The 24,130-nt window shown below is 68.7% G+C and carries 23 protein-coding genes and 2 tRNA genes; 8 read left to right on the top strand and 17 right to left on the bottom strand.

The features are described from left to right. Window positions 1-116: 116 nt before the first annotated feature. Together ACZ39I_RS00725 and ACZ39I_RS00720 are read left to right on the top strand one after the other, a co-directional pair. Complete coding sequence (locus tag ACZ39I_RS00725; protein ID WP_467241421.1) at window positions 117-3,182, top strand: AfsR/SARP family transcriptional regulator; 3,066 nt, start codon at window positions 117-119, stop codon at window positions 3,180-3,182. A 452-nt stretch (window positions 3,183-3,634) separates the two neighbouring features. Continuing rightward, window positions 3,635-4,039: a hypothetical protein gene (locus ACZ39I_RS00720; protein ID WP_467241419.1), complete on the top strand. Its 405-nt coding sequence runs from the start codon at window positions 3,635-3,637 to the stop codon at window positions 4,037-4,039. A gap of 68 nt (window positions 4,040-4,107) precedes the next feature. On the opposite strand, the gene ACZ39I_RS00715 is transcribed toward ACZ39I_RS00720, so the two are convergent. From ACZ39I_RS00715 to ACZ39I_RS00695, 5 genes are all read right to left on the bottom strand, one after another. Further along, the gene (locus ACZ39I_RS00715; RefSeq protein WP_467241417.1) at window positions 4,108-4,488 is read right to left on the bottom strand and encodes a hypothetical protein; all 381 of its coding nucleotides are present in this window, start codon (window positions 4,486-4,488) and stop codon (window positions 4,108-4,110) included. Between the two features lie 33 nt (window positions 4,489-4,521). Beyond that, entirely contained in the window at window positions 4,522-5,934 is a 1,413-nt protein-coding gene (locus tag ACZ39I_RS00710) for a TQXA domain-containing protein (RefSeq protein ID WP_467241415.1), read from the bottom strand. A 267-nt stretch (window positions 5,935-6,201) separates the two neighbouring features. Further along, on the bottom strand, window positions 6,202-6,663 hold the full coding sequence (locus tag ACZ39I_RS00705; RefSeq protein WP_467241413.1) for a single-stranded DNA-binding protein: 462 nt from the start codon (window positions 6,661-6,663) through the stop codon (window positions 6,202-6,204). A 194-nt stretch (window positions 6,664-6,857) separates the two neighbouring features. Further along, window positions 6,858-8,873, bottom strand: coding sequence for a YfjP family GTPase (locus tag ACZ39I_RS00700; protein ID WP_467241412.1), 2,016 nt, complete (start codon window positions 8,871-8,873; stop codon window positions 6,858-6,860). Between the two features lie 3 nt (window positions 8,874-8,876). Continuing rightward, window positions 8,877-10,484, bottom strand: a complete 1,608-nt coding sequence (locus ACZ39I_RS00695; RefSeq protein WP_467241410.1) for a dynamin family protein — start codon at window positions 10,482-10,484, stop codon at window positions 8,877-8,879. A 322-nt stretch (window positions 10,485-10,806) separates the two neighbouring features. On the opposite strand from ACZ39I_RS00695, the gene ACZ39I_RS00690 reads away from it, so the two are divergent. Beyond that, window positions 10,807-10,879, top strand: a tRNA-Arg gene (locus ACZ39I_RS00690). A 178-nt stretch (window positions 10,880-11,057) separates the two neighbouring features. Here the strand turns inward: ACZ39I_RS00690 and ACZ39I_RS00685 are convergent. From ACZ39I_RS00685 to ACZ39I_RS00635, 11 genes are all read right to left on the bottom strand, one after another. After that, window positions 11,058-12,449 carry a tyrosine-type recombinase/integrase gene (locus tag ACZ39I_RS00685; RefSeq protein WP_467241408.1) on the bottom strand — a complete coding sequence of 464 codons (1,392 nt, stop codon included), beginning with the start codon at window positions 12,447-12,449 and terminating at the stop codon, window positions 11,058-11,060. Beyond that, window positions 12,449-12,646, bottom strand: coding sequence for a helix-turn-helix transcriptional regulator (locus ACZ39I_RS00680; protein ID WP_467241406.1), 198 nt, complete (start codon window positions 12,644-12,646; stop codon window positions 12,449-12,451). The genes ACZ39I_RS00685 and ACZ39I_RS00680 overlap by 1 nt, the downstream gene beginning before the upstream one ends. Further along, window positions 12,643-14,022: a replication initiator protein RepSA gene (repSA, locus tag ACZ39I_RS00675; RefSeq protein ID WP_467241404.1), complete on the bottom strand. Its 1,380-nt coding sequence runs from the start codon at window positions 14,020-14,022 to the stop codon at window positions 12,643-12,645. The genes ACZ39I_RS00680 and repSA overlap by 4 nt, the downstream gene beginning before the upstream one ends. Beyond that, the gene (locus ACZ39I_RS00670; RefSeq protein WP_467241402.1) at window positions 14,015-14,206 is read right to left on the bottom strand and encodes a hypothetical protein; all 192 of its coding nucleotides are present in this window, start codon (window positions 14,204-14,206) and stop codon (window positions 14,015-14,017) included. Before ACZ39I_RS00670 ends, repSA begins: the two co-directional genes overlap by 8 nt. Window positions 14,207-14,295: 89 nt before the next feature. Next, window positions 14,296-14,613, bottom strand: a complete 318-nt coding sequence (locus tag ACZ39I_RS00665; protein ID WP_467241400.1) for a SpdD-like protein — start codon at window positions 14,611-14,613, stop codon at window positions 14,296-14,298. Window positions 14,614-14,636: 23 nt separating this feature from the next. Further along, window positions 14,637-14,792 (bottom strand): hypothetical protein, encoded by a 156-nt coding sequence (locus tag ACZ39I_RS00660; protein ID WP_106409895.1) that lies wholly within the window; start codon window positions 14,790-14,792, stop codon window positions 14,637-14,639. A gap of 13 nt (window positions 14,793-14,805) precedes the next feature. Then, the gene (locus ACZ39I_RS00655; RefSeq protein ID WP_190172747.1) at window positions 14,806-14,997 is read right to left on the bottom strand and encodes a mobile element transfer protein; all 192 of its coding nucleotides are present in this window, start codon (window positions 14,995-14,997) and stop codon (window positions 14,806-14,808) included. A 20-nt stretch (window positions 14,998-15,017) separates the two neighbouring features. Continuing rightward, a complete protein-coding gene (locus tag ACZ39I_RS00650; RefSeq protein WP_467241398.1) occupies window positions 15,018-15,704 on the bottom strand; it encodes a DUF2637 domain-containing protein in 687 nt (228 codons plus the stop codon). After that, on the bottom strand, window positions 15,704-15,907 hold the full coding sequence (locus tag ACZ39I_RS00645; RefSeq protein WP_467241396.1) for a hypothetical protein: 204 nt from the start codon (window positions 15,905-15,907) through the stop codon (window positions 15,704-15,706). Before ACZ39I_RS00645 ends, ACZ39I_RS00650 begins: the two co-directional genes overlap by 1 nt. A gap of 81 nt (window positions 15,908-15,988) precedes the next feature. Further along, the gene (locus tag ACZ39I_RS00640) at window positions 15,989-17,344 is read right to left on the bottom strand and encodes an FtsK/SpoIIIE domain-containing protein (protein WP_467241394.1); all 1,356 of its coding nucleotides are present in this window, start codon (window positions 17,342-17,344) and stop codon (window positions 15,989-15,991) included. Between the two features lie 2 nt (window positions 17,345-17,346). Next, on the bottom strand, window positions 17,347-17,700 hold the full coding sequence (locus ACZ39I_RS00635; RefSeq protein ID WP_389894226.1) for an SCO3933 family regulatory protein: 354 nt from the start codon (window positions 17,698-17,700) through the stop codon (window positions 17,347-17,349). A gap of 149 nt (window positions 17,701-17,849) precedes the next feature. Between ACZ39I_RS00635 and ACZ39I_RS00630 the strand changes: the two genes are divergently transcribed. From ACZ39I_RS00630 to ACZ39I_RS00620, 3 genes are all read left to right on the top strand, one after another. Next, window positions 17,850-18,221 carry a winged helix-turn-helix domain-containing protein gene (locus ACZ39I_RS00630; protein ID WP_062043675.1) on the top strand — a complete coding sequence of 124 codons (372 nt, stop codon included), beginning with the start codon at window positions 17,850-17,852 and terminating at the stop codon, window positions 18,219-18,221. Between the two features lie 251 nt (window positions 18,222-18,472). Further along, a complete protein-coding gene (locus tag ACZ39I_RS00625; RefSeq protein ID WP_467241392.1) occupies window positions 18,473-19,687 on the top strand; it encodes a helix-turn-helix domain-containing protein in 1,215 nt (404 codons plus the stop codon). Between the two features lie 18 nt (window positions 19,688-19,705). Continuing rightward, complete coding sequence (locus ACZ39I_RS00620; RefSeq protein ID WP_467241390.1) at window positions 19,706-20,191, top strand: NUDIX domain-containing protein; 486 nt, start codon at window positions 19,706-19,708, stop codon at window positions 20,189-20,191. 364 nt (window positions 20,192-20,555) lie between these two features. Here ACZ39I_RS00620 and ACZ39I_RS00615 read toward each other — a convergent pair whose 3' ends face one another. Next, on the bottom strand, window positions 20,556-22,370 hold the full coding sequence (locus tag ACZ39I_RS00615) for an ATP-binding protein (protein ID WP_467241389.1): 1,815 nt from the start codon (window positions 22,368-22,370) through the stop codon (window positions 20,556-20,558). Between the two features lie 937 nt (window positions 22,371-23,307). Here ACZ39I_RS00615 and ACZ39I_RS00610 point away from each other — a divergent pair. After that, a complete protein-coding gene (locus ACZ39I_RS00610) occupies window positions 23,308-23,694 on the top strand; it encodes a hypothetical protein (protein ID WP_467241388.1) in 387 nt (128 codons plus the stop codon). Window positions 23,695-23,814: 120 nt separating this feature from the next. Next, a tRNA-Arg gene (locus ACZ39I_RS00605) sits at window positions 23,815-23,895 on the top strand. The last annotated feature ends 235 nt before the right edge of the window (window positions 23,896-24,130 follow it).

Raw genomic sequence — 24,130 nt, 5'->3', positions numbered from 1 at the left:
GGGCTATTTACCGGTCAACTTTGAACACACAGCGCTCCCTTATGGTCGCCCATGCCAGGTCCATGACACTCTCGAATGCTCGGCAATCACAGGGCCTACCGGCGGGGAGGACGCTGGTGGAGTTCGAGATCAGGCTTTCGGGATCGGTGGAGATCCGAACGGCGGGCCGCCGTAGCGATCTCGGATCGACCAAGACACGGCTGGCGCTCGCCGGCCTCGCCTGGGACGCGGGTCGCACGGTGAGCGTGGACGCTCTGATCCACCGCATCTGGGACGAGCATCCGCCCGCCAAGGCACGGGAAGCGCTCCACGCCCACATCTCCCGCATCCGGGGCGCCCTGCGGATGGCCGGGGGCGACGCTCCCCCGGTCGTCAGTCGTACGAACTCGTACGCCCTGGAGGTCGACCCGGAACGGGTGGACCTGCGCTGTTACACGAACTGCGTCGAGCGAGCCCGATCCCTGCGGGACAACGGGGACGAGGAGACGGGACTGCGTCTGCTGGACCGGGCGGAGGCTCTGTGGCACGGCGAGCCGCTGGGCGGGATCACCGGCTCGTGGGCCGAGCATCTGCGTGCCGCTATCGGCGAGACCAGCCTCGTGGCAGCCATGACCAGGGCCGAAATCCTTCTGGGCGCAGGGAAGTTCAGCGACGCCGTGCCCGTACTCCTGCCGTTGGCCGAGGCACACCCCGTGGACGAGGCCCTGGCCGAACGACTCGCCGTCGCCCTGTACGGCGGCAACCGGACGGCCGAGGCGACCAGACTGCTTCAGCGGACCCGGCAGCGTGTCGTCCGGGACATCGGCCTCGACGCCGGCCGCGGGTTGCACCGGGTCCACCAGGGAATCCTGGCGGGAACCCCCGCGGCAGACCTCCTCCCCCACACCGGGGCCAAGGACAAGCGCGTCCCGCGGCCGACGCGCCGGGTCCCGGACAACCTGCCCCGTGATGTCCCGTGGGCCGGGCGGCACGATGAACTGCGGCGGCTCACCGCGGCGCTCTGCGAGGGGCGGGGAGCAGCGGACGTCGTCACCGTCGAGGCGATCCACGGAATGGGCGGGGTCGGAAAGTCCGCCCTGGCCGTCCACCTGGCGCATCGATTACGGGACCGCTTCCCGGACGGCCGCATCTTCCTCCACCTCGGCGGCTCCTCCACCGACCGGACCCGACCGACCCCCGCCCGCGCCCTCACCGAACTGCTACGGCTGCTCGGCCTGGCCACCAAGGAACTACCCTGCGAACTGGACGAGTTGGTCGCCCTGTGGCGCTCGGTGGCACGAGACCGCCGGATGCTGGTGATCCTCGACGACGCGACCTCCTCCGAGCAGATCCGCCCACTCCTCCCGGGCGCTTCCCCGACAGCGGTCGTCGTGACCAGCCGCCGACGACTGCCCGGACTGCCTGGCGTACGGCCGGTCTCACTGGACGTGCTGCCTCCCGAGGACGCGGCGGCGCTCTTCGCACAGCGGCTGGGGAGAGCGCGCGACACGAATCCCGCCGATGTGGCGGAGATCGTCCGGGTCTGCGGCTACCTCCCGCTGGCGATCGAGATCGCCGCGAGCCGGTTGCTGGCCCGCGCCTCGTGGACCACCTCCGACCTGTTGCGCCAGCTGAGCGACGGCAACGGCCGCCTGGCCCAACTCCACGACCTGGACCGCACGTTGACCCATGTCTTCGCGGTCTCGTACGAGGCTCTCAACGCCGACCAGCGGCTGGTCTTCCGCCGCGTCGGTCTGCATGTGGGAGTCGAGTTCGGTCCCCGGGCGGTTGCCGCTCTCACCGGGCTCTCCCCGGAGACGGCTGAACAGGTACTTGAAGAACTACTGGCTCACCACCTCGTGGCCGAGCCCATTCCCCACCGTTTCACCATGCATGATCTTTTACGGGACTACGCCAGATCACTGATCGAGTCGGGCGACGCCGAATCCCGGGACGACGCCCGACTGGCCGTGCAAAACCTTGTGGATCACTACGTGCACACCGCGGACCGGGCGGACCGGCTGGCCTATCCCTTCCGTTCACGCACCGATCTCGGCACGGGCGTTCCCGCCACCGCACCCTGTCCGGAAATCGTCGGCGCGCAGTCGGCGGAACAGTGGCTGATCACCGAGTCGGCCAATCTTCTGGACACCCTGAACTGGCTTGTAAACCACGGCACAGAACATCAACTCGCCCTTTCTGTTCATGTGTTGGCGGGCTTCCTGGACATGGAGGGACACCTCGCCGCGGCCGAGCCACTGCTGCGGCGCGCTGTCGCCCACTGGAACACCGCAGGTGACAGCCCGGCCAGGGTGCGAGCCCTGCTCGACCTCTGCGCGGTGCACACCCACGCCTCCCTTTACGACGAGGCGATCTCGACCGCACGCCAGGCTCTCGACCTCGCACGGTCACTGCGGGACCGGGAGCTCGAGAGCGAATGCATTCACCAGCTCTCGATCCCCCTGTGGCAGACGGGGCAGTACAGATCGGCCCGATCACTTCTCAAGAAATCTCTTGATTTCCTTTCGCGAACTACTGACACACTTCGCACCGCGCGCTGCCGAAATCTACTCGGCATCAATCATCTCCATCTGGCCGAGAACGAAGAAGCTCTGGCGTGCTTCACTTCGGCTCTGGCCGATTTCACGAAAATAGGAGATGAGCGGGGAAAATACAGCGCACTGAACAACATGGCGGAACTCCACAAGAGAGCAGGGCACCCGGAGGCCGCCGAAATCGCTTATCGGCAGGCGGTGATCGTGGCCGAGCGGATGGGGAATCCGCGAGACAGAGCCACCCTTCAGATGAATATGGCGTCCGTGATGGATGCGCTCGGCAGAGCCGATGAAGCCCTTGAGCTGTACGGCATGGCCCTGCCGGTGCTGCGGGATGTCGGAGACCGGCGCGCACAGGCCATCGCCCTCACGCGCATCGGCAGGACGTACCGCACGGCGGGACGCACCGATGAGGCCCTGCGACACCACATCACCGCACTTGAGATGGCACGTGCCATTCGTGCGGCGGGCGAGGAGGCCGAGGTGCTCCACGACTTGGCCCTGGCCGAACGGGACGCCGGGCTCATCGCCCGGGCCCTGGCCCATATGGAGGAGAGCCTGGCGGTGAGCCGGAGCATCGGGGCCTCCGCCGAGGAAGTCCGGGCCGCCGTCTTACTGGCCGAGCTGCGGGCCGAAGTTACCGCCTAGTTCAATTCGGATGGGCGCGGCCGGACCATAGGGATACACGCGTAACCCGCGCAGCGTTCGACCTGGTTCGCCATAGCCGCACGCACGCTCGATCAACACGCTAATGTTCTCGCGTGCGACGAGGCACCCCGCTGCCACTCCGGTCCGCAGCTGTGCCTTGCCCACGTCTCGGCATAGACCAACGCTCGTTGAGAGAACGAAAGGCAAAGAGCCTCGTGAGATATCTGAACCGTGTCGTAGTACTGACATGCATTGCATACGTGATGGTCCAGAGTCACGGTCCGACGTACTTCGGCATGTGAACCGCCCTGTGTCCGGTACCCATTGCTCGTGGCTCGGTACCGGACACCGGCCCCCGAATCTGGCCGACGACGACCGCCCTGCTCGGCGCCCGCTCTGGGACGATGACGTACCGATGCGTTCGACTCCTTTGAGCGACTGGGGGTACTGGCGTGGATCCGATCTCGGCGAGCCTTCTCGTGGCGGCGGCGACCGGAGCGGGCGGTGAGATGGGCCGGCAACTCTGGTCGGCGCTACGGGGATTGGTGCGGACGGGCCCCACGACCGGCGAAGCCGAACTGGCCGCCCTGTCCGAGGCCCCCCATGACGTGGAGCGAGCGCGGGCGCTCAGCGAGGCCCTGAACCGCCGCGCCGAACAAGACCCCTCGTTCCACGCGGACTTGACGCAGTGGCAGCAGCAGGCTCAGCTGCTGCGCACCGGGGACGGAGACACGCACAACGCCATCAGCGGCGGCACACAGCACGGACCCGTCGTGCAGGGACGTGACTTCTCCGGCATCACCTTCAGCACCCCGGTCCAGGACCGGCCACCTCACCCACCTTCCACGGACCGGTGAGCGGACGGCGTTCAGGACCACCTCCCCACCGCTGAGCCCCTCCCCTGGAGGAACGTCGCAGCCAGTGGTCAGTCGCCCGTCCCACGCACGGCCAGCACCACAGCCGCACCCACTACCACCGCGCCCGCTGCCCCTACCGCCCCCACCGCCCCCAAGGACCGCATCCACCCCCGGGACGTCCGCCACGACAGCACCGACCACGTCGACTGCGCCGACAGCAGTGACCCCGTGCTCAGCCACGATCCCGCCGAGATCAGGGACAGGGCCGAACCGATGGAGCCCACGGACAGGGCGCTGCCGATCGAGCCGACCGAGAGGGCCGAGCCCACGGAACCGATGGACAGCACCGAGCCCACCGAGCCGATCGACAGCACCGAGTCCTGCGACCACAGGGACAGCACCGAGTCCGAGGAGGTGTGACGCGCCGGCGATGCGGATGGCTTGGTCATGATGCCATTCTGCCCGTCACCGACGCGCCGCGGTCAGTCCTGGGCCCGGTTCTGCTTCCGGCCCGTGAGGACCAGGGCCGCGCCGCCGATCACGACCAGCGCGATGGCGGTGCCAGCGATCAGCGGGGTGGTCGCGGAGCCGCCGGTCTCGGCGAGGTTGACGTCGGTGGTGGGGAGGGCCACCGTGGCGGGGCTGGGCTCGCTGAGGGTCTGGGTCGTGGCGCCCCGCTCACTGCTGCGGGTGCGGCAGTCGAGGACACCGGTGAAGCGCTCGGCGAGACCGTCGGGGCCGGTGATCGTGAAGTCGTAGGCCTGGTCCTCCTGGAGCGGGACCGTCACCGTGCGGGACTCGCCCGCCGCGATGGCGTACTTGATGCCCATCAACTCGAAGGCGAACTCCTCATCGCCCTGGTTGACCGCCGTGATGTCCAGGCCGCCCTTCGTGCAGTTCCGCGCCGCGGACAGAGCCGGCACGGCACCCTCCTTCGCCCAGGTCGCGCTCGCCGTGGCCGAGACCGTCGACTCGCTGGAGCCGGCGAGGATCTGGGTCTGGCTCCGGCTCTCGGAGGCGAAGGCACGGCCCACCGGCACGGTGGTCGAGGCCTGCACGGTGAGGTCGGCCGAGCCCGCCGCCGCGTCCTCGGGGACGTCGAAGTAGAGCTCACTGCCGTCGCTGACCGAGGTCACCGCTCTGCCGTCCTTGCCGACGATCCGCACGCCGCTGGTGGCCGTGTCCGCCGGCGGGGTGACCGTGGCGCCGGCCGCGTTGGTGTGCACCGTCACCGGGCCGAGCAGCTCGCCGGGGTGACCGGAGACCGCGGGCGGGTCGAGCGTCAGGGACGCGGCCGGCTCCACGACGTCACGGGCGCTCTTCTGGAGGTAGTCCGCGAGCTTCTCGGCCTGCGGGTCGACGGCGTCCACGTCCGCGTCGTCCGAGTAGCGCCAGATCGCCACCTGGGTGCCGGCCGCCGCGTCCTGCTCGGTCAGGCCGGAGGCGATACCGGCCTTGGCGGCGAGCGCCGCGAGATCGTTGACCTGGGGATAGGAGTTCTCCAGGATCCAACGGATCCTGCCCGCACCCTTGTTGGCGCCCAGCGAGGTGCCGCTCCAGTCGGTCTCGTGGTACTTGGCGTCCTTCTGCGTGGGGTTGTAGAGATCGACGCAGTAGGTCTGGAGCGTTCCGCCGCCCTCGACGGACATCTCGAACAGCCCGGCCGACACCTGGAGATCGCCGTCGGTGTCGTGTATCACCGCGTCACCGTAGGTCTTCAGGCCTCCTATGGTGGCGGTCGCCCCTCTCTGGTTCTGCGCCGCCTCGTCCGCCGACGCCGTGCCGGCGACGGCCACCGTCGCACCGGCGGCGAGTAGGCCAGAGACGAACGTGACGGCCGCGAGGCGAGCCGCCCCCCGTCCGCGCACGGACAGCGCAGAGAACGCAGAAAACACGGAATTCCCCTTCGAGCAGGACCCGTTGTCGAGCGGGGTGGCGGTCCCACCAGCAAACTCAGTAGCCCCGGAAGCTGTGTTCGGCATCCTAGGGACGCGGCCGCCCCCCTCTTCCCGAGGAGGCCGTCGGAAGATCGATCCGACTCGGAATCGTTATCGCCACGACCTTTCACTCGTATGGCTTATCGACAAATCGACCAGAGATGACCGGAACACATGCGCTGATAAGCCGCACTTCGGTCGCCGTCGCCGCGCCCTCGGTCGGCGTCACGTCACCGCGACGGCCTCCTGTCGTTCCGCTGCCTCGCCCGGTGGCGTCTCCCAGACGGGCTCGGGCTGCGTGGACGAACCCGCGGCGGTGTTCTCCGGCCGCTGGGTGCGCCGGAAGGCCGAGGTGCCGCGCGCCAGGTCGTGGCCGATCGCCACCGCGTCGATGTCGGCCGATGTCCAGGCCGGCTGCCCCTCGCGCACCTCCGAACGCACCTTCAACCGGCCCTGGACGACCACCGGATCACCCACGTTGATCGACCCCGCCACGTTCGTGGCGAGCTGGCGATTGGCCCACACCGTGAAGAAGTTGGTGTGCCCGTCCGTCCACTCGTTCTTCTCGCGGTCCAGATAGCGTGCGGTCGCCGCCAGCCGGAACCGCACCGACGCGCCCGTCGCCAGCTCCCGGTACACCGGCTGTGTCGCCACGTTGCCCACCGCGCAGATCATGGTCTCGTTCATCGCTGGGATCCCCTCCCTGACATGCGTACGGGCCCGTCCCGTACGGCTGCTGCTGTCTGCGTGCCGACCGCGTCACCGCGATCGCCGCGAAGCCAGACTGCCTCCGCCGGGCCGGGCCCGCTGCGCCCTGTGGACCATCCCCGGGTTGTGGAAAACTCCGCCACCCGAACGAGGGACCTCACCGCCGTCGGCCGTCACCCCACCCCGACGACCTTGCCGTACTGCTCCCGGACCTCCCGGTAGCGCAGCAGCTCCGCCGCCACCGGATCCAGCACCCGCGCCCTCCCGCATCCCGACGCCGCCTCCCGCAGCCGCCGTTCCGCCTCCACGCCGTACCGCCGCGCCGGCCCCCGCGCCGCCATCCGGCAGCTCCACTCGACGAGCGGGCCGCCGATGATGCCCGCCACCATCAGCAGCACCGGGACCCCGAGGTTCGGCGCCATGACCCCGACGATCTGGCCCACCAGCCAGAGCCCGCCGACGATTTGGAGGAGGGTCATGGACGCCTGTGCCAGCACGGCCACCGGCCACCAGCCCGGGCGCGGCGGACGGCCCGGTGGGAGTCCGGCCCGGGCGGTCAGCTCGTCCAGCGCCTCGGGCAGCCCCTGGGAGCCGCGTACGGCCGCCTCGCGCACCGCCTGCGCCCACGCCGGGGGCAGCCCCGCCGAGGCCCGGTCGGCGAGCGTGCGTACCGCCTGCTCGACCTGCTGACGCGCGGTCGCCTCCTCGTCCGGGTGGGCGCGCAACGGCAGTCGGCCCGTGGGAGGTTCGCGCCGGTCGTGGTACCAGCGCCACAGCCGCAGCCAGGGTGTACCGCACGCGCGGTTGGCGTTGCGCAGCCAGGCGCGTTCGGCCGCCTCGCCCGCCGCGGTGGCGCCGACCGCGTCCGCGAGCCGGGCGGCGAAGTCGTCGCGCGCCGCCTCGCTCAGCCCGGTGCGCCGGCCCGTCGCGTAGACGGGCCGCAGCCGCCACGCGGCCGCGTCCACGTCGGCCGCGATCCGCCGCGAGGGAGCCCCGCGCTCCGCCACGAACTGACCGAGCGCCTCCCGCAGTTCACCGACTCCGTCCCCGGTGAGAGCGGACACCGCGAGCACGGTGGCGCCTGGTTCGCCGTACTCCCCGAGGGCGATCCCGTCCTCGTCGAGCAGCCGCCGCAGGTCGTCGAGGACCTGCTCGGCGGCCTCCCCGGGCAGCCGGTCGATCTGGTTGAGGACGACGAACATGACCTCCGCGTGGCCCGCCATGGGCCGCAGATAGCGCTCGTGCAGCATCGCGTCGGCGTACTTCTCGGGGTCGACGACCCAGATGACGGCGTCGACGAGCGCCAGAACCCGGTCCACGTGCTCGCGGTGCTGGACGGCGGCCGAGTCGTGGTCGGGCAGGTCGACCAGGACGAGCCCGCGCAATTGGGCCTCCGAGTCGGCACTCTGCAGCGGGCGCCGCCGCAACCGGGGCGGAATGCCGAGCCGTTCGATGAGACTCGCCGAACCGTCGCTCCAACTGCACGCGATCGGCGCGGCCGTGGTGGGCCGGCGTACCCCCGTCTCCGAGATGGCCACTCCGGCCAGCGAGTTGAACAGCTGCGACTTGCCGCTGCCCGTCGCGCCGGCGATCGCGACGACGGTGTGCTGCCCGGACAGCCTGCGCCGGGCGGCCGCCTCGTCCAGGACCTGGCCGGCCTCGGCGAGCGTCCGGCTGTCGAGCCGGGTCCGCGAGAGCCCGACCAGCTCCCGCAGCGCCTCCAGGCGGGCGCGCAGCGGGCCGTCGTACGTGAGCGGGGCCGGCGGCGGGACGTTGGGCCCACGGACCTCCACGACGGCGGCCTGCTCGGTCTCGGCGGTGACCCGGCGCGCGATGAGCCCGTCGTCCCAGGAGCCGCCGGAGTCGGCGTCGGCCGTCCCTGCGGAGGTGTCAACGGCCTCCACGCGCGCGCGTTCGGCCTCCTCGCGTACGTGTCCCTGGCCCGCGTCCGCCCGCGCGGGACCGGAGCCCGCGCTCTTGCGCGCCTGCCCGGCGTCCGCCCGCCCGTCCCGGCCCTGAGTCCCTTCCACGCGCGCGTGCCCGTCCTTCCCGCCCGAGTCCGCTTCGGCGCGCGCGGATTCCTCGGCCGGTCCCTCCGCGTTCTCCGATACGGCGTTCTCCGATACGGCGTCCCCCGCCCGCCCCGTGTGGTCCTGATCCGTGTGGTCCTGATCCGTCACGGCGGTCATCGGTCACCTCTCCTTCTGCAGTACGGACAGCGCGGCGATGAGTTCGGCCTGTGGTTCGGGGTGTACGTCGAGTGCGTCGAGCGGGGCGAGCCGGCGCTCGCGTTCGGTGTTCACGACCCGGTCGAGGTGCTCGGCGAGCAACCGTCCGCCCCGGTCGCGCAGCCGCAGGGCCCCGTGGGCGCCGATCCGCTCGGCGAGCCCCTCGCCCGCGACCCGGGCCCGGCGTCCGCCGAGCAGCGCGGTGGCAACGAGGGCGGCGACCGTCTCCGGGTCGGGCGGGGCCCCGCGGTCGAGGTCGCGGATCTCCTCCTCGGCGTACTCCTCCAGCTCCCGCCGCCAGCGCCGTACGGCCATCCCGATCCGGTGCTCGGCGCTCTCCAGGGTCGGGTCGCGGTCCGTCAGTTCCGGCGCGGCGCCGGCCGGTTCGCGCCGCCAGGCCTCGTCGACGCGCTCGTCGGCGGCGGTGACCGCGCACAGCAGGAGGGCGCCCAGGCTCTCCACCAGGGCGTCCAGGAGCTCCGAGGCGGTGCAGTCGAGGGGGAAGGCCCGCCAGCGCTTGAGGGCGTCACCGGCGAGCACGGCACCGGCCTGCAGCCGCCCCCGCACGCGCGCGTACTCGCTGTCGTACGCCCCCTCGACGGCGGCGGTGAGCCGCAGCGCGGCCGCGTACTGGGCGGCGGCCGCGCCGGCCAGCTCGGGCATGCGGGACTTGAGGGAGTTCAGGACGCCGTGGGCCGTACGGGCGACGGCGTAGTGCCGGGCCGCGGGGTCCTGCACCTGGTGGACGAGCCAGGTCCGCAGCGAGGCCACGGCGGTGGCCGGCAGCAGCCCGCCGCCCCAGGCCGACTCGGGCAGCTCCGGCACCGTGAACCGGGGCACCTCGCCGAGACCCGCCTTGGTGAGCAGGGCGCCGTACTGCCGAGAGACCTCGGAGACGACCTGGTGCGGCACCCGGTCGAGGACGGTCACCAGCGTGGCGTCGTACTCCTTGGCGGTGCGCAGGAGATGCCAGGGGACGGCGTCGGCGTAGCGGGCGGCCGTGGTGACCATGATCCAGATGTCGGCGGCGCAGACCAGCTCGGCGGCGAGGACACGGTTGTCGGCGACCAGGGAGTCGATGTCGGGTGCGTCGAGGAGCGCGATGCCCGGCGGGAGGGTGTCGGCGGTCTCGACGCGCAGCACGCGCGCGGGGTTCTCGCCGGGCAGCAGGAGTTCGTCCCCCGGCTCGTGGTGGGGCACCCACACGCGGGTGAGGTCGGGCAGTACGCGCATCCCGCTGAACCAGTGGTGGTCCTCCGGATGGCAGACAAGCACCGGTGTCCGCGTGGTCGGCCGCAGCACGCCCGCCTCGCTCACCCGGCGTCCTACAAGGGAGTTGACGAGGGTCGACTTGCCGGCCCCGGTGGAACCGCCCACCACGGCCAGCAGTGGCGCTTCGGGGTCTCTCAACCGGGGCACCAGATAGTCGTCGAGCTGGGCGAGCAGTTCGTCGCGGTTGGCACGCGCGCGTGGGGCCCCCGCCAGGGGCAGCGGGAAGCGTGCGGCGGCGACACGGTCGCGCAGGGCGGAGAGTGCGTCGAGCAGCTGAGGCCTTACGTCCAAGGTCACCACATGTGAAGAATGCCCAATTTTGGGGGAATTCTGAAGCATATGGCCATGTCTGCGCGCCGACCGGACACAAGGGATGGAAGGGACGACTGGGACGCAGGCACAGTCCAGGCATAACGAGTGCACAACACCCGGTGCGCGAGGCGCCAAAAGCGATGCACGATTCGTACCTGCCTGCGATTATCAGGACCGCTTCACTGAACCTCCACATCGAGCCACGGAGGCGAAGCAACAGGGACAAGGTCGTGGGAGCCCTATCCTTGTCCCCGGCAACGTCACGGAACGGCCCACACCCGGGCACCCAAGACAGAGGCCACCACACCCGGCCCCCGTAGCTCAGTGGATAGAGCAGGCGCCTTCTAAGCGCTTGGCCGCAGGTTCGAGTCCTGCCGGGGGCGCCTTTTCTCCGCTCTCCTTCGGGAGGGCGTTTTTGCTGCTCAGAGCGGGTATCGCTCGGCACGACGAAGCCCCGGGCACTCCCCTGACGATCAAGGGAGGACTCCGGGGCTGTCCGGCTGTCACCGGGTTTTTGCGGGTGGCCGTGTCGAATACGTGTCGAAGTTCTTTGGCCGAAGATCAACCAGCGTCGGGCGGCTCGGGGAGGTCTCCGGCAGCTTCAAGACGCTTCTTCAAGTCCGGCAGCTGCCCGTCGACGCACCGGGCGTAGGTGGCAAGCAGCACGGGCACGCTGTTCCCTGCCCACTCCGCAACCTGGGCGGGCGGGATGCCGTCGTTGAGCCACTTCGTCAGGCGCGTGTGCCGGTTGTCGTACACCCGCTTGCCCGTGGGCGACTCGAAGACGTGCGGGGGCAAGACGGCCTTGCGCGCACTGCGCCAGGCCCGGCGGATAACCGAACCCGCGAGGATGCCGCCCGTCTCCCCCTGGAACAGCAGATCCCCCGGCTCCAGCTGTTCGTCCTCGATGTGCTGTCGCAGGATGCGCGTCAGGGCGGGATGCCCCGGCACGGTGCGCGTCTCGCCCTCGGCACGGCCCTTCAGGTCACGTTCCTCGTGGATCTCTCCGGTGTCTGTCCACTGCTTGCCGACCTCCGGAGTCGCCGTGTGGATCAGCAGCTCACACCACTGATCCCGGGCGTCGGGGCCGGGAATCGTCACGTCTTCAACTCGCATGGCTACGGCTTCCTCCGGCCGCAGACCGCAGTAGTACAGCGTGGCGAAGAACGCGTGCAGCCGCCTTCCTCCACGCGGCCGGCGCCGAACCCAGTCGAGGAGAGCCGCCGCCTGGTCCGCATTCATCAAGGACCGCTTGTCCACGGCGTTGCTGGTCTTGGTGACAGCCGTCGACTCCTTCCCCTTGGGGAGTGGGTTGGTCCGCAGCACGCGCCGCCGGATCGCGTGCTTCATCACGACGTTGAGGATCCGGCGGTGGCGCTTCCTGGACCAGGCCGCCGCCTGCTTGCCGTCGAGGCGCGTGTCGACGGCGCGCAGGACCTTTTCCCTCTCTGCCTCCTCCCAGGCCGAGACCGGCAGGGAGTTGCGCTCCACCCACCGGAGGATGGTCACCACGTCTCGCGGGGCGTCCGCACGACGAGTCGCGTTGAACGCCCATTCGCGCAGCGCAGTCCGCACGGCCACCGGGGCGAACTGGGTCGGTTGGACACGCAGCAGCGCGATGGTAGCCGCCGTCAGGGTCTTGGCCGTGTTCTTACGGCTGTTGCCGCCGAGCTCCGGCCAACGGGCATCCACGTACCCGACTGCGAACGCGTACCAGCTCATCGAAGCCGACTTGGAACGATGGGACATCGGCAGCCCGGTGGCAATGACGAAGGCCTCCCCCTTCCCCGTGGCCCGGATCAGTTCGGAGCGGAAGCCCTCAGCGAGTGCGACGGTGCCGAAGGGTTCCCGCCAGCGCTTCCCCGCGACCACCCAACGCACCGTGTACGTGGTCTTCCGGGCGCCCTTGTACGTAAGGATCTTGTAGACCTTCACGTCGTACGTGGTCTCCATCAGGCGACGTCCTCACGGTCGTCGAGCCAGTGGTCGAGATCGCTCCGCCGGATCCTGAGGTCGCCGTTCGGGAGCTTGATGCAACGCGGCGCACGCCTCTTCGCTCGCCAGTCGTAGAAAGTCGATCGCGAGATGCTCAGCTCCTCGCAGACCTCCGCGAGGGTGAGCATGTTGCGTGACCGGGTGGCGGTGGTCATGCTGCGGCTCCTTCCTGGGCGAGTTGGTCGTGTAGGGCTTCGCGGGCGGTTTCGCGGTTGTGTTGGAGGTCGCGGGCGATGGTGGCGGCGAGGACGGATTCGCCGGGGGTGTGTCCGTGTCCGGCGTATTGCCAGTCGGCGAGGACGAGGACGGTGTCCGGTTCGATGTCGTCCAGGCCGAGGGCTTCGCGTTCCTGTGCGGCGCGGAAGTCGGCGCGGGCCTGGCGGAGTTCGCCGAGGGTGGTGGAGTAGCGGCGGGACTTGGAGGAGAAGTGGCCGCGGAAGCCGAGCATGTGGGCCCAGGCCCAGAGGCGGCGGTCGGGGTAGAGCGAGTCGAGTTCCTTGCAAGCCTTGATGAGTCGGCGGGTGTGGTCGGGGACCTGGTGGCGGTCGAGTTCGGAGAGTTCGCCGATGCGGCGGTCCAGGGTGCCGGTGTTCTCGGCGGCTTTGGTGGCGTACTTGGCGACGTAGGAGGCGACGGCTTGCTCGGTGATGTCGGAGCCGTCGCCGAAGGCCTTGATGGGGCGTACGTCGAGTTGGGTGCCCCACCGGAAGGTGCGGGCGGGCTGATCGGCGGCGGCCGGGACGGAGACCGAGGTGTAGGCGTGCGCGGCGGCGGCGCGTATCGCGTCGTCGAGCAGCTGCGCGGTGGCCCAGGCCGGGGGCGAGGTGTCTGGTCCGTCGGGGCCGTCGATGCGGATGACGGCGTGGAAGTGCAGGGCGCCGCGTTTCTGGAACTCGGCGACCTTGCCGTAGGAGATGCGTGCGTGGTCGGCGAGTTCGCGCCGGGTGAGTCCTGCGCGGGCGGCGATCTCGCGGCGCAGGCGGGTGGTGAAGCGCTGCCACAGGTTGCCTGCGTGATTGTTGAAGAGAACGGCGCCCGCGTAGTCGTAGGTGGTCGGGTTGAGGGCGGTGCCGAGTACGGAGTCATCGGCGGTGTGGCAGGTGCCGCAGCGGCAGACCCCGGTGTCGGGCCGGTTGTGGACCGGGCCGAAGGAGGGAGCGGTGAGGGTGGCGAAGACACGCGGGTGATCGCGGACCGTGGCCGGGATGTCGCGGCGGTCGTCTCCAACCAGTCCTGCGCGGATTAGGTGGTAAGTGTCTCCGGCGTACGTCCAGGCGCAGGAGGGGCAGCGGGAGGCGCGGCGGTTCCCGCAGGCGAGGCGGAGGCGTCCACCGGGTTCGTTCTCGGTGGACCAGTGGTGCAGGGTCTCGCCGGTCGTCTTGTCCTTCGTGATCGTCCAGCCGGTCAGGTGGATCGGGTCGGCGCAGCCGCCGGTGCGGCGGATCTGCTCATTCCAGCGGTCATAGTCATCGGCCGAGGCCACCCTCAACAGGTCGCTGAGGGTGGCCGGGTCGAGCAGCAGGTCAGGCACGGGCGCCCTCCAGGTTGCGGCCGGCGCGGCGGTGCGTGGTGCCGGTGCCCTGGCAGGCCGGGCAGTGCGCAGTGATGGTGTGCAGGCGACCGTGCGGGTCGCGGCCGCCAAGGGTGACGGCGGCGGAGGCGAAGCCGTCGCAGTTGGGGCAGATGCGGGGCGGCGGTGTGGTGCGGCGCGTCATGCTGGGAGTTCCTTCCGGATCTTCGGGTTCGGAATGGGCAGGGCTCCCGGGCGGCGGAGACTTGGCGGTTGAGGCCGCCCGGGGGCCGGTCAGCGCCGTTTGGCCTCGGTGTTGATGAGCGAGCGGATGACCAGGGCGCAGAGGGCGACCGAGGCGCCGGTGATGGCGACCGCGAGGAGCATCGAGACCAGGACCGCGCCGACGACCAGGACCACGGCCGTCCCACCACCGATCAGGGCGACGACAGCGCCGGGGGTGAGCTGGACGGTGGGCCGGGCAGACGCCGTGACCGGGGCGACCGGCGCGGAGGCGGTGGGCGGCTGCTGGATGACGGCGGTCGGCTCGACGGCAGGCGGGGTGATGAGGCCGGTCGGCTGGGGCATGGTCGGGATCTTGGGGCGGATCATGGTGAGTCTCCTTTCGCGGGTGGTTACTTGATGGCGGTGTCGATGACGGGGGCGAGGAGGCTGTCCGCGATGAGGTAGCCGCCGAGGAGCAGCACCAGGACCAGCCAGAGCGGCGGGCGGATGAGCTTGCAGCCGAGGTAGCCGACGACGGCGAGGGCGAACCAGAGGGGGACGTCCATGGGCGGTGGCCTCCTATCGGACGGTGCAGCGGTGGGTGCGGGCGGCGAGCTGGGCGGCGCTCTGGCTGGAGTAGTCGGAGGACCAGCCGCACCGGTCGTTGGTGCACACGGCGGCGTGCTTGGTGCGGCCGTGGCGGTCGCGGTGGGTGCCGATCTGCACGGGGCCGATCCGCATGACGGAGTGGAAGTGGTCGCGGGCAGGCATCGAGGTCGTTTCCTTTCGGCTCAGGCGAGTTGGGCAGCGATGGCGTGGGCGAGTTGGGGCGGGACGCCGAGGCGGGCGCGCAGGGTGTCGGTGTCGATCGGCGATCCGGTGCGGATCTGGTGGTCGTCGGCGACCTTGCGGGCGTGGTCGACCAGAGCGGCCGGGACAGCGGGCGCAGCCGGGGCAGCAGGCGCGGCGGGCTCGGGCTCCGGGAGGGGATCGGCAGCCGGGAGTGCGGGGGTTTGCTCGGCCTCGGTGACTGCGGCCGGGAGGGCTCCCGGCTCGGGCGAGGCGACCGGATCGGGCTCGGGCGTGGTGGCCGGCACTTCGGGTGCCGGGTGGTCGGTGGCGGAGTGGGCGAGGAGCGTGCCGCCCATGAAGGCCAGCGCGGGCCAGGCGGCGACGAGGATGCGCAACCAGGCCGGGACCTGTTGGAGGTCGAGGAGTCCGGCAGTCGCGACATTGGCGCCGAGCGAGGCAACCAGGGCGATCACGAACCAGCACCAGGCCAGCCGGGACGGCCCCTCACTGCGCAACCGCCGCCAGGAGGCGACCAGGAGCAGGTCCACTGAGATCGGGTAGGCCCAGGCTTTCCAGCCGTCCTGTCCGGCAGCGGCGGCGAGGTCGTGAAGGTGGGCGAAGGACAGCGCTCCGGCGATGACGGCCTGGACGAGGACGGCGTCCACGCGGAATGCGGGGCGGGCCATCAGGAGCCGCCGGGGTAGTCGGGGCCGTCGGTGGGGTCGTAGCCGGGCGGGAACGCACCGGGCGGAGGCTCGGGCAGGGACGCGGCGAGGGACGGGCCCAGCGCCTCGATGAAGCCGTGGTCAGCGCCGGATACGTCGGCGTAGAGGGCGAGTTGGCCTAGCAGGAGCACGGTGCGGGCGAAGTCTTCGCAGTCGGGGCACATGACGTGCTCTCCCTTCAGCAGGCATGGGGGGGGTAGGGACCCGGCGCGAAGGCGGTCGCGCCGACCGGTGGAGCAGGGGGCTCAGGCGGTGGCGGGGGCTGTCTTGGACAGCGGCACGCGGGCTGAGGGCAGCGGGGCAACCGCGGGGCGGAAGGCCGCCAGGGCGGGCAGGTCCGGGGTGCGCTCGGCGTGCTTGTTGCAGATGTTCACGGCTTCGCGCAGCGAGGTGTGCGGGGCGCGGATGCGGGCCCAGCCGCCGGAGGCGTCGCCGGTGACGGCGATGCCGGGGGCGTCGGTGGGGATCTGGATGGCGGCGAGGACGGCGTCCGGGGAGATGTCGCCGAAGGCCATGTTGGCAGATGTCTCGTCGTTGACGCGGTGGGCGGTGCGGCCGGTGAGCTGGGCGCGGAGCATGGTGATGCCCTTGCCGAGTTCGGAGCCGAAGCGCTGGCCGCAGATTTCGAGGTAGATGCCGGCGGCGCGGCCGAGCTGGGCGAGGCGGACCAAGGCGGTGATGATGCGGTCGCGGCGCTTCTCGTCGTCCTTGGTGGCGAACAGGGCGAGTTCGGCGACCTCGTCGACCAGGACCACGACCGGGACGGGGCGTATGTCGGCGGGCAGGTCCCAGATGTCGGCGGCGATCTCGGCATCCGGGACGTCCGCCGTGATCCGCTGGTTGGCCCGGATCAGCTGATAGACGCCTTCCATGTGAGTGACCAGGGATTCGAGCAGGTCGAGGGCGGTGTCAGGGTTGTCGGCAAGGGCGGAGAAGCGGCGGGCCAGCGGGAAGAGTTCGACGCCTTGCTTGCAGTCGATACCGACCAGGGCGACATCTAGCGGGGCCAGCCCTGCGACAAGATTGCGCTGGTAGACGGACTTCCCGGATTCCGTGGCGCCGAGGGTGAGGCCGTGCGGGACCGCTCGGTAGTCGCGGTAGTGGACTGAGCCGTCCTCGCGCAGGGCGACAGGAACCCGCATGGGTGCGCGATCGGTCTTGGCGGGCATCTGCACCCGCTTGAGGACGTCATAGCCCGTCATCCTCAACTCGACTACACCGGAGCGAAGTTCGCGGGAGGTGACGCCGTACAGGCCGAAGGAGTGGCGTAGCCGGTCTGTTGCGGCGGAGACGTCGAAGGCGTCCTGTCCGGGGCGGAGCTTGAGCCGGAGCACCAAACCTGTCCGGGTCGGCCGCAGTCGCAGGATGCGCGGGGCGCGGGATTCGGGTGACGGTCGGTTGGTCATCCGGGCGAGGGCAAGGCGCCAACGCGAGGGCGGGACGGTCAGCCCGCAGGCGTCCATGACGGAGGCGTACCGGACCAGGACCCGCAGGGCGGCGAGGGTGACCCCGAAGGTCATCCAGTACCAGGCGGGGCGCCGCCACCGCAGGAGACCCGCAGCAGCGACGACCAGCACCAGCGCGACCATGAACCAGGTCATGGTCAGGCCGCCTTGGGCTTCGAGGTAGCGGCGGCGAGCGACGTCACCGCGACCGCGCGGAAGGCGATGCCGTGCCGCTTCTGCCCGTTGAACTCGTTCTCCCATGCCGAGGCGACCAAGCCGGTAAGTGCGACCGGGGTACCCATGGCCAGGTCCTCGGAGACGCCGGGCTGAGGGACGGTGAGCTTGAGGATCTCGACCTCATCCGGCGTGGAGAACATGACCTCCACGGTCATCAGCGTGACGCCGTCCTTGTCGATGGCGATCTCACCGGTGCGACGGTCCTTGACCTTCGGCTGCGGAGCCTTGGCGACCATCACGGTCGCGTTGGAGGTGTCGACGGGGATCTGACGCATGACGCGCTCCTTGGGTCGTGAACTTGACGTACTTAGTACGTCAGCTTGGTGTAGAGCATGAACCTGTACTACTTGGTGTGTCAAGTGATTGTCTCGACGCCTGTCAGCGCGATGTGCTGCACTAGGTACGACAACCACTGAGAGGGGCTATGGCCGACTTCACCGCCGGACGTGCCGCGTACTTGCAGATCGCGGACGACTTCAAGCGCCGGATCCGAGACGGAGAGCTCACACCGGGGGACAAGCTCCCCTCAGAGTCGGACCTGATGGCGCAGCACTCCGTGTCTCGCACGGTCGCCCGGCAGGCGATCTCGCGTCTCCGCGAGGACGGCTACGCCATCTCCCACCAAGGCAAGGGCAGCTTTGCTGCGTTGCCTGGAGAAGGCGGTTCCGCCAAGCGCAGCCCCGAGTTTGAGCAGATCACGGAGTACCTGTCCGAGGTCCGTCGGGATGTGCGCCGCCTTGCGGAGCGGATGGACCAGCTGGAGGACCTGGTTCGGCAGCAGGCTCAAGGGCGATGACCAAGGCGTCCGCTCGACGCGCAACCTCTGCCAGCTCTTCACCAAGTCCCCTTACCTGGTTGATCAGTTCTCGCTTCTCTGCCGGGCTCAGCACGGTCACAGCCCCTTCGTTGCCCTTTCGATCTGACAGCCCCTCGGCCTGTAAGTAACGCTAGGACCGACACAACTCACCAACCCTGAAAAATTTTCCACCCAGAAAAATTTTCCGGGTCCGTAGCGAGAGGCGGGTGGACGCTCTTCCTATGCGAGGAATGACGACGAACCTGACGATCGGTGAGCGAGTCGCTTGGTACCGCCGTAGGCGCGGCATGTCCCAGGAGGTGTTGGCCGGACTCGTCGGCCGAACGGTCGACTGGCTGAGCAGGGCCGAGAACAACCGCATGGAGCTCGACCGGCTCTCGGTCATCAAGGCCCTGGCCGATGCTCTTGACGTGTCCCTCGGTGACCTGCTTGCCGAGCCGACCCTCATGGAGTGGACCGCCGACAGCGGCAACCGCACGGTGCCGGCACTTCGGTCGGCGTTGATGAACTACCGCCAGCTGACGCCGTTGTTGGGGGTGCCGACCGAGGGTGACCCCACGCCTCTGGACGAGCTTCGCACCAGCGTCGTAGAGATCATGGATTCCTACCAGGCTTCCCGCTATGGCTTCGCCACCCGTCGTCTGCCCCTGGTACTGGCGGACGCTCTCATCGCGGCGCAGTCCTACGACGGCCGGGAGCGTGAGCAGGCCAACGGGCTGTTGGCGCTGACGTACCAGAGCGCTGCCATGGTCCTTGGGAAGGTGGGCGAGGTGGACCTCGCTTGGATTGCCGCCGATCGCGGATTGGGCGCGGCGCAGCAGTCCGGCGACCCGGCGGTCATCGGCTCGCTCTTCCGGTCCGTGGGCCACTGCCTCCTGACGACTGGCCGTTTTGATGCCGCCGTGCAGCTCATCGGTGATGCGTCCGACTACCTTCGCCCGGGCCTCTCTGGGGCCAGCCCGGAGTTCCTGTCGATCTACGGGACGCTCTTCCTCGCTGGTTCCATGGCAGCCGCCAGGGCGGAGGAGCGCTCGATCGTGCGCGAGTTCCTCGCCGAGGCCGACCAGGCAGCCCGCCAACTCGGGCAGGATGCGAACCACATGTGGACCGCTTTCGGCCCGACCAACGTCGACATCCACCGTGTGGCCACCGCGGGCGAACTGGGCGACATGCAGGTAGCCGCCGACCTCGGGCCGCGTATCGACACCAGCAGCCTCCCGACGGAGCGCCGGACGCGGCACAACATCGAGGTAGCCCGGGCGCTGAGCGCATACAACCGTGTCGACGACGCCCTGGCGATGATCCTTGAAGCCGAGTCTTGGGCGCCGGAGCAGGTACGGAGCCACTACCTGGCCCGCGAACTCGTACTCACGTGGGTACGCAACCAGCGCAGCCGACCGAGCCGGGCCATGGCGGATCTCGCCGATCGGCTGCACGTGGTCTAGGTGGGTACGCTCGGCTGCATGGCAGCGAACGAGCACGAAGCGAAGATGGCGCATCCGCGTATGGCAGCGGGTGCGCTTTTCTTCGATGCCAGCGGGCGCGTCCTCATGGTGGTGCCCACGTACAAGGACTACTGGGACATCCCCGGGGGCTACGTCGAGACCGGTGAGTCTCCGCTTCAGGCTGCCAGCCGCGAGGTGCGGGAAGAACTCGGCATCACGCCGACGCTTGGCCGCCTCCTGGCCGTGGACTGGGCGCCCAGCACTACCGAGGGCGACAAGGTGTTGTACCTGTTCGACGGCGGCGAGCTTGCCCCGGAGGCCATGGAGGACATCCGCCCGCAGGCCGAGGAACTGAAGAGCGTCACGTTCGTTGCCCCGGGCGAGATCGCGGACCGGACGATCCCTCGGCTAGCCCGACGCATCCTTGCGGCGATCGATGCCCGAGCAGCGAGCGCCCCGGTGTACCTCGAGCATGGCCAGGCGCCGAGCGACGTAGCGGCGTAGCGGCGTAGCCGAACCGAAGCCCCCATCCCAGCGGGATAAGACTTTCCCTACTTCATCAAGGCCCGCGCACGGCGCGGGCGCGCGCCGCCTCTGCGGCGCGGCCTGCCTCCTGTCTGCGCCCCGGCTGGCCGCGCCCGGCGGCGCGCTCGGCGGCCGCGGGCAGAAGTAGGGAGACACCCTCTATGGCTGGGGCGGTCGGCTCCGCGGCTTTAGGCAGCCACTTTGGGGCGAGCCTCTAAGATCATGGCCCCAACGTCGTGCTTTAACGGGCAGGTCCACAGACTGCCCGACTCGCCGGAAGCTTACGGGGCCATGATCACTCGCCCCAAAGCAGCTCCAGCCCAAAGCCGCTCCGCCGACCTCGTCAGTCAGCGCTGGTTTCACCTTTGTGAATGAGTGCCCATCTGCTGTTTTTATCCCCCTGCCCACCCTGCAAAACTACTCTGCCTTGTTCCTTCAACAAGTGCAGCGCGTACAGCGCCTGCCTCTCAGACAAATCTGTAGCTTGCTGAATAGCCGCCATGGAAGCAGGTCCACTCAGTAGAACGTTGGCGATTCTTTCTGCATTTACTCGACGCGCTCCCCGAGCTCTCCGCGTCAGAGACGGTTCACCTTCTGCGGCCGGCACGGGAGGCTCCGGCGCATCATCACGCCCCCCAGGTTCTGAGTCGATAGGGAGTCTTTGCTGCTCTGGGGCACCATCGGGCAGCAGATCTTCAGACAACTGATAGACACGCCCACCACGCTCGCCGATGGCTTCCGCGACTCCTGCGTCCACCAACCCAGCCAATACAGTCCTAGCCTCCAGGGAGTCCATAGGGAATGCATCCCTGAGCGTCTTATTAGTCCACTTAGCCCCCTGCCTCATGGCCACTGCCGCGTGCCGCTGAATATCGCTGAGCGGCACCGCGGGACGCAGAGAAGCCAACCACTCAAGGTCCTCAGAAGCGAGTAGGGTGTGATTGGGCACCCGCACGGTGAAGCGAACTCCCTGATCATGGAAACGGGGTGGAACCATCCCGGCTTCCTGGAGACTTCTGAGGACAGTTGGGATGCCAGAAGCCAGGGCTTCAATGACACGCTGATCACGTGCGTAGCGAACATTTTGACAAATACGGGTCAGGAACCCATTGCGAGCAGAAGTGACCCCTGTTTTGCCCAGGCGGTCAACTGTCAGCCCCCAGAGGCCGCCCGGGTTACTCAGGATTAGCTGGCCGCTCTCCAGCTTCAAAGTAATGGCCTCACCCAGGGCATACGGCCCGAGGTCACGGTGCATCAGCGCGTTCGAGAGTAGTTCGCGGACTGCCTCGATCGGGTACTCAGGTTCGTCTCGACCATGCCCGTCACGGCCAAATCGCACACGACTTCTCGTATTACGCTGAACCCACCTCAGCGCCTGATCCAGCATCAACGGGATCGGACCGTCAAACCTTTTCGAATCTACGACGCGAGTACCCGGCGGATCGTTCGGTCCAGGTGCAACGCTCGCCTGAATCACCAAGTTGGGGAAATAATGCTGGGGGTACAGTCCGAGCGCCAGCACGCCCGCCATCGTAGGAGTACCTTCTCTCTCCGCGACAACGCCAGTCCGAAAAAGAATCTCGGAGTCCTGAAATCGAGACAATGCCGCCGATGACGATTTGCACGTCTCAAGGTAATCAGAGACCAGGGACGGGTCAAGATCCGCAAGCGTCGCTGCCGTTACGGGCTCCTGATCGAACCGAGGCGTATCTCGATTCGCAATGAAAGCCTGCTCCTCAAGAAGCGAGATTTCGTAATCCCCATCGTATGAGCGGAGGTAAGCCTTCCCCGTGCCTTTCACTCTACATGGCTTGACCGAGGTAGAAAGCTCATCAACCTGAGCAACAACTACTTGGTTTCCCTCAAATTCCAAGCTCCACGAGCGAGGAACTAGAGCCGGTTCCATTCCGGTGCGAGCGAGGCTAGCGAGAGCCGCCTTACAGGCCGCAACGTCATACACTCCAACAGAGGCAAAGTTATCCGATTCATCCAACCCGAAGAGGAGCGTGCCACCTCCTGGGGTATTGGCAAATGCCGACAACGTAGGAGCCAACGTCTGCGGGAATCCTCCCGCAGCCAGCTTGACCTCTACTTCTGCGATGTCACTACCCTCGCTGCGCAAGTCCGCAACGATGGTCGCCAGCTCAGCTGTATCCACGTAGGTAAACCTACAAGAGCTCGTTGTAGGTTTGCCAGACCTACAAGAGGCCGCTGAGCGAGGGCCGCGAGTAAAGAGTTCACCATGAGGCAACCAAGTTCCACCCAAGTGGACCCCTAGGTCGGGCTGTCGTGGATACGCTCCGTCACCGTAGGTGCAGCGTAGCGACGGAGCGTATCCACGACAGCACCACTAGGCCCTCGCAGCAGTCACGATGAGTGAGGATCTTCGCTTTGCGTGCCCCCGGAGGGGCAGCTCATCTACAAGTTCATCTACAACCCTGCGCTCCGTTGTAGATGAGAGCAGTTACGACAACACAACCGCAGCGACGCGACTGCGGCGGCAGGGGCCCTCCGTCAGGCGGAGTCCTCAGGTGAGTGACTTACTGCGTGACAACGCCGACGCACACCGGCGGACAACTGCGAACGCCTGCGGACCATCAGCGCAGGTAAGACGCACACCAACCCAAGGCACTGCCCTCACTTAAGTTGCTTCGGGACGAAGCAGTCGCGTCGCTAAGGTGCGTTGTATGAGCGACGACGTTCTGGTCTGCCCTGAGTGCAGCCAGCCCATGAGATCTGGTGGCCTCGTGCTCTCCGAGCGGGAGGACGATGGTCGACGGACCTGTCGGGCGCTGTGGAAGTGCACCGCCCGACACGTCTGGTGGCGGTGGGCCGACCGGCCGGACGAGCCATTGGAGCTCTGCCCTGTGCCACAGCTGTTCCGCTGACATCCAATGCTGACATCAACGACCACGAGCAGCCGCGACAGTCAGCACCCGGCAATGGCCCCCACACACGAGCTGGACCGCAGCCGCGCAGGGGCACGATCGAACTCCTAATGCGGTGCTCACGCACGAGCGCCCTCCCGGGCCGGGAAGTCTCCCACTCTCAACGTCAGACGCCTACGATCCGTCACACAGGCGACGAGGGGGACCATGGAAGCCAGCAGCAACACCATGTCCGGGAAGACGTGGATCGGCAGAAGCCGGCACGCCCTCTGCATCGACATGGCCCGACGGTTCGAAGCGCAGCAGCATGAAGCCCTCGAGCGCGACGACAGCGAGGCCGCCGAACGGTACCGGCTGTGGGGTCTCGGCTTTCTCCTGGAGATAGAGGACATCAACGCGGGGAAGGCCAAGAGGATCGTCTCCGACGAGGAGGCCGCCCGGCTACGAGCGGCCGAGGACGAGGCCAAGCAGGCGACCGAGGACGCGGAGCACCTGGCCGCGCTGAAGAAGAAGCTCGGCATCACACCCCGCGCGAACGGGTCCGCATACCGCCCCTTCCGTGGCGGCCTTCCAACACTCGGCAAGGACCGCTGATGGTCAGGTCGCGGCCTTCCCGCCCTACCCGGCGTGGGTGAGCGAGGCAGAGGCCGTTCATGCCCCTGTGTCGAATGCGTGTCGAAGGCGCCGAGCATTCGCGCTCGGCGTCCAGGGAACGCCAGGTCAGAGGGGCGCGCCGGTGATCCCACCAAGCGCCTTCTAAGCGCTTGGCCGCAGGTTCGAGTCCTGCCGGGGGCGCACCGCTGTACATCGTGTTTCCCCAGTCCGGATGGGCCGTACGGCCTACCGATGGCTCTTCCTTGCCACAGAGGCGCGTTGCGGCGGACATGCCGTCGTGCGACCGGCATCGGGCTCGGGCGGACCAGCACCGCCGGAGCCGACATCCCGGAGCAGGACCCCGGCACCCCCTCGACATCACGCCCCGCCTGGCCGAGTTCGCCCCGCAGGAACCGACGGGGTCGGCCCGGCCTGG

This window comes from Streptomyces sp. NPDC024687, from assembly GCF_055559055.1.
This window is presented reverse-complemented; position numbering and strand designations above follow the sequence as displayed.

Coding starts and splice junctions, on each gene's coding strand:
- ACZ39I_RS00715 (WP_467241417.1), bottom strand. CDS start 4,488: ATGACCAAGCCATCCGCATCGCCGGCGCGTCACACCTCCTCGGACTCG.
- ACZ39I_RS00705 (WP_467241413.1), bottom strand. CDS start 6,663: ATGAACGAGACCATGATCTGCGCGGTGGGCAACGTGGCGACACAGCCG.
- ACZ39I_RS00700 (WP_467241412.1), bottom strand. CDS start 8,873: ATGACCGCCGTGACGGATCAGGACCACACGGATCAGGACCACACGGGG.
- ACZ39I_RS00685 (WP_467241408.1), bottom strand. CDS start 12,449: ATGGAGACCACGTACGACGTGAAGGTCTACAAGATCCTTACGTACAAG.
- ACZ39I_RS00680 (WP_467241406.1), bottom strand. CDS start 12,646: ATGACCACCGCCACCCGGTCACGCAACATGCTCACCCTCGCGGAGGTC.
- ACZ39I_RS00670 (WP_467241402.1), bottom strand. CDS start 14,206: ATGACGCGCCGCACCACACCGCCGCCCCGCATCTGCCCCAACTGCGAC.
- ACZ39I_RS00665 (WP_467241400.1), bottom strand. CDS start 14,613: ATGATCCGCCCCAAGATCCCGACCATGCCCCAGCCGACCGGCCTCATC.
- ACZ39I_RS00660 (WP_106409895.1), bottom strand. CDS start 14,792: ATGGACGTCCCCCTCTGGTTCGCCCTCGCCGTCGTCGGCTACCTCGGC.
- ACZ39I_RS00655 (WP_190172747.1), bottom strand. CDS start 14,997: ATGCCTGCCCGCGACCACTTCCACTCCGTCATGCGGATCGGCCCCGTG.
- ACZ39I_RS00650 (WP_467241398.1), bottom strand. CDS start 15,704: ATGGCCCGCCCCGCATTCCGCGTGGACGCCGTCCTCGTCCAGGCCGTC.
- ACZ39I_RS00645 (WP_467241396.1), bottom strand. CDS start 15,907: ATGTGCCCCGACTGCGAAGACTTCGCCCGCACCGTGCTCCTGCTAGGC.
- ACZ39I_RS00640 (WP_467241394.1), bottom strand. CDS start 17,344: ATGACCTGGTTCATGGTCGCGCTGGTGCTGGTCGTCGCTGCTGCGGGT.
- ACZ39I_RS00635 (WP_389894226.1), bottom strand. CDS start 17,700: ATGCGTCAGATCCCCGTCGACACCTCCAACGCGACCGTGATGGTCGCC.
- ACZ39I_RS00630 (WP_062043675.1), top strand. CDS start 17,850: ATGGCCGACTTCACCGCCGGACGTGCCGCGTACTTGCAGATCGCGGAC.
- ACZ39I_RS00625 (WP_467241392.1), top strand. CDS start 18,473: ATGACGACGAACCTGACGATCGGTGAGCGAGTCGCTTGGTACCGCCGT.
- ACZ39I_RS00620 (WP_467241390.1), top strand. CDS start 19,706: ATGGCAGCGAACGAGCACGAAGCGAAGATGGCGCATCCGCGTATGGCA.
- ACZ39I_RS00610 (WP_467241388.1), top strand. CDS start 23,308: ATGGAAGCCAGCAGCAACACCATGTCCGGGAAGACGTGGATCGGCAGA.